This is a genomic window from Mesorhizobium sp. M7A.F.Ca.MR.362.00.0.0 (assembly GCF_004023175.1).
Classification (GTDB): domain Bacteria; phylum Pseudomonadota; class Alphaproteobacteria; order Rhizobiales; family Rhizobiaceae; genus Mesorhizobium.
Genome location: NZ_RZTF01000547.1, coordinates 1 through 3,279, shown reverse-complemented (window position 1 = coordinate 3,279; position 3,279 = coordinate 1). Strand labels below are relative to the sequence as shown.

The following is a 3,279-nucleotide window of genomic DNA, read 5'->3' as shown; positions in this document are numbered from 1 at the left end:
CCGAGGAAGACGTCGGCACCCGATATGACGTCGGCCAGCGTGCGCGCCTCGGTGTCCTTCACATAAGGGTCTTTCCAGCGGTCCATCTCGTCGGTGCGCCCCTTGTAGGCAACGCCGAAACGGTCGGTGACCCAGATGTTTTCGACCTTGGCGCCGAGCGAGACCAGCAGGTTGAGGCAGGCAAGGGCGGCAGCCCCGGCGCCGGAGGTGACGATCTTGATTTCCGATATGGTCTTGCCGGCGAATTCCAGCCCGTTGAGCACCGCGGCAGCGACGATGATGGCGGTGCCATGCTGGTCGTCGTGGAACACCGGTATCTTCATGCGCGCCTTCAACTGTTCCTCGACCTCGAAGCATTCTGGCGCCTTGATGTCCTCGAGATTGATGCCGCCGAAAGTCGGCTCGAGCGCCGAGATCGTCTCGACCATGCGCTCGATACCGGGCGCGTCGATCTCTATGTCGAAGACATCGATGCCGGCGAACTTCTTGAACAGGACGGCCTTGCCTTCCATCACCGGCTTGGAGGCCAGCGGGCCGATATTGCCGAGGCCGAGCACCGCCGACCCGTTGGTGACGACACCGACCAGATTGGCGCGCGCGGTGTAGTCGGCGGCGGTCGCCGGATCGTCGCGGATTTCCAGGCAAGGGGCGGCGACGCCAGGCGAATAGGCGAGCGCGAGGTCGCGCTGATTGCCGAGCGGCTTGGTCGCCTGTATCTCGAGTTTTCCCGGCCTTGGGTGCTTGTGGAAGTAGAGGGCGGCTTCGTCGAGGTCCGAACGTACCGTCTTTTTGCTCTCGCCTTCCATGCGGCCGCTCCCTCGAAATCTGGCTGGAGATTCCCTTTTAGCATGCAGCCGTGGTTTTTCGCGACGCTAATTGACGCGCAGGCAGCTTTACCGACCAGTGCGTAGAAAGCCTTGAACGATCAAATGCTTATGCCGATTTTCTGATGAATAGTTCCTGCAGTTTCACGGACAAGTTGATCAAAAGGCGCTGACGTAGAGACCACCATCGACCGGTATGTTCTGCCCGGTCAGATAGCCCGCATGGACCGAGCACAGGAAGGCGCAGATCTGGCCGAATTCTTCCGGCGTGCCGAGCCGCTTGGCCGGAACGTCGGCGCTGATGCGGGTCTTGCGCGCGGCCGCGGCCTCAGGGCTTTCGACGCTGCCGGCTTCATGCGGGCCGCGCAGCCGGTCGGTGTCGAGCTTGCCCGGCAAAAGACTGTTGATGGTCACGTTGCGGTCGATCACCGTTCTGGCCACGCCGGCAAGGAACGAGGTCAGGCCGGCGCGCGCGCCGGACGACAGGTCGAGGCCGGGAATGGGCACATAGACCGACAGCGAGGTGATGTTGACGATGCGGCCGAAGCCGCGTGCCGCCATGCCGTCCAGCACGGCCTGCACGAGCTCGATCGGCGTCACCATGTTCTGGGTGACGCCTTCGAGGATCTTTTCGCGATCGAGCGTGCGGAAATCGCGAAGCGGCGGGCCGCCATTGTTGTTGACCAGGATATCCGGCTCGGGACAGGCCGCGAGCAGCGCCTTCTGCACTTCCGGCTTCGAAACGTCGCCAACGACTTCCGTCATCGTGACGCCATATCGCTCGCGCAACTCCGCGGCGGTTTTCGCCACCAGCTCGGCGTTGCGCCCGTTGACCACGACATCGCAGCCGGCTTCCGCCAGCGCCATGGCGCAACCGCGCCCAAGTCCCTTGCTCGAAGCGCAGACGATGGCCTTCTTTCCGCGGATACCGAGATCCATGACGATTTCTCCTGTGATTTGCCCGGCAAGCTAGTCCTTCGGCTGGACCAATCGCAACCGTCATACGGTTGTTGCATGAATCGGGGCATAGGCTCGCGAAAGCAACGGTGAAATCGCGATGTCCGGCCAAGAGCCCCGCACTTTCCGCAGCATGTTCATTTCCGACGTCCATCTGGGCTCGAAGGCGGCCAAGGCCGAGTTCCTGATCGATTTCCTTCGATATCACGATGCCGATATCATCTATCTGGTGGGCGACATCGTCGACGGCTGGCGGCTGCGGCGGAGCTGGCACTGGCCGCAAAGCCACAATGACGTCGTGCAGAAACTGCTGCGCAAGGCGCGCAAGGGCGCCAACATCACCTACATCGCCGGCAACCATGACGAGTTCGCCCGCCAGTTCCAGGGCGTGCATTTCGGCGGCATCGTTGTCGCCGACCGCGCCATCCACGAGACTGCCGACGGCAAGCGCCTGCTCGTCATCCATGGCGACCAGTTCGACACCGTGGTCCACAATGCGCGCTGGCTCGCCTATCTCGGTGATCACGCCTATGACGCGGCCATGCTGGTCAATCGCGTGGTGACGCGGCTGCGGCAACTGCTCGGCCTGCCGTATTGGTCGTTTTCGTCCTGGGCCAAGCACAACGTCAAGAAGGCGGTGAACTTCATCGGCTCGTTCCAGACCATGCTTGCGGATGAGGCGCGTCGTTCACACGTCGACGGCGTCATTTGCGGCCACATCCATCATGCCGTCATCGAGAATTTTGGCGATGTCCAGTACATCAACACCGGCGACTGGGTGGAAAGCTGCACGGCCGTGGTCGAGCATTTTGACGGCCGCATGGAAATCCTGACCTGGGCGCAGGTGCTGCCAGAAGCGCCGGACGAGCCCTTTGTCCCGTTGCTCATCGAGGACCGGGTAGGGCAGGCGGCATAGTCCGAAGTCTTTTCAGGCTTCGGAATCGATCAATTAGTCCAACCGGTTTCGTCCGGTTTTCGTCCATGTTAAGGGATCGATACGCGTTGCCGTCCGGTCGAATACAGCGCGATTGGATCGATTCATGGCCCTGCCGCAGCTCTCGCCCGAACAACTCGTCAAGCCGCGCCATTTCGAACTGCGCATGAGCCTGATCTTCGCGACGCTGTACGTGCCGCTCGGAACGCATTTGCCTTATTTTCCATTGTGGCTGCAGGCCAAGGGTTTTCACGCCGAGCAGATCGCCGTCATTCTGGCGGCGCCGATGTTCCTGCGCGTGGTGACGACGCCGTTGCTGACCGCGCTGGCCGACCGTGCCAGGGACCGCGCCGATGTCTATGTCGCTCTGATGGCTGCATCACTGCTGTTGGCGGCAGGCTATTTCCTGCCGCCGACCTATGCGATGGTGCTGGCGGTCTCATTGGCGCTGACCATTGTTTGGACGCCGCATTCGCCGATCGCCGATTCGCTGGCGCTTTCGGGTGTCCGCCGCTTCGGTTCGAACTACACAAGCATGCGCAAATGGGGCTCGATCTCCTATCT

4 protein-coding genes are annotated in these 3,279 nt (G+C 61.9%); 2 read left to right on the top strand and 2 right to left on the bottom strand.

The genetic code is table 11. The features are described 5' to 3' along the window. Together EOC06_RS34875 and EOC06_RS34870 are read right to left on the bottom strand one after the other, a co-directional pair. The coding region (locus EOC06_RS34875) for a malic enzyme-like NAD(P)-binding protein (protein WP_281062135.1) at positions 1-806 on the bottom strand (806 nt) is incomplete at its 3' end. A 177-nt stretch (positions 807-983) separates the two neighbouring features. After that, positions 984-1,763 (bottom strand): SDR family oxidoreductase, encoded by a 780-nt coding sequence (locus tag EOC06_RS34870; protein WP_128309947.1) that lies wholly within the window; start codon positions 1,761-1,763, stop codon positions 984-986. Between the two features lie 118 nt (positions 1,764-1,881). On the opposite strand from EOC06_RS34870, the gene EOC06_RS34865 reads away from it, so the two are divergent. After that, on the top strand, positions 1,882-2,697 hold the full coding sequence (locus EOC06_RS34865; protein ID WP_127327291.1) for a UDP-2,3-diacylglucosamine diphosphatase: 816 nt from the start codon (positions 1,882-1,884) through the stop codon (positions 2,695-2,697). Positions 2,698-2,821: 124 nt separating this feature from the next. After that, the coding region (locus tag EOC06_RS34860) for an MFS transporter (protein WP_164898914.1) at positions 2,822-3,279 on the top strand (458 nt) is incomplete at its 3' end.

What these genes read in the sequence shown, in the direction of transcription:
- EOC06_RS34870 (WP_128309947.1), bottom strand. Translation starts at nt 1,763, where the DNA reads ATGGATCTCGGTATCCGCGGAAAGAAGGCCATCGTCTGCGCTTCGAGC.
- EOC06_RS34865 (WP_127327291.1), top strand. Translation starts at nt 1,882, where the DNA reads ATGTCCGGCCAAGAGCCCCGCACTTTCCGCAGCATGTTCATTTCCGAC.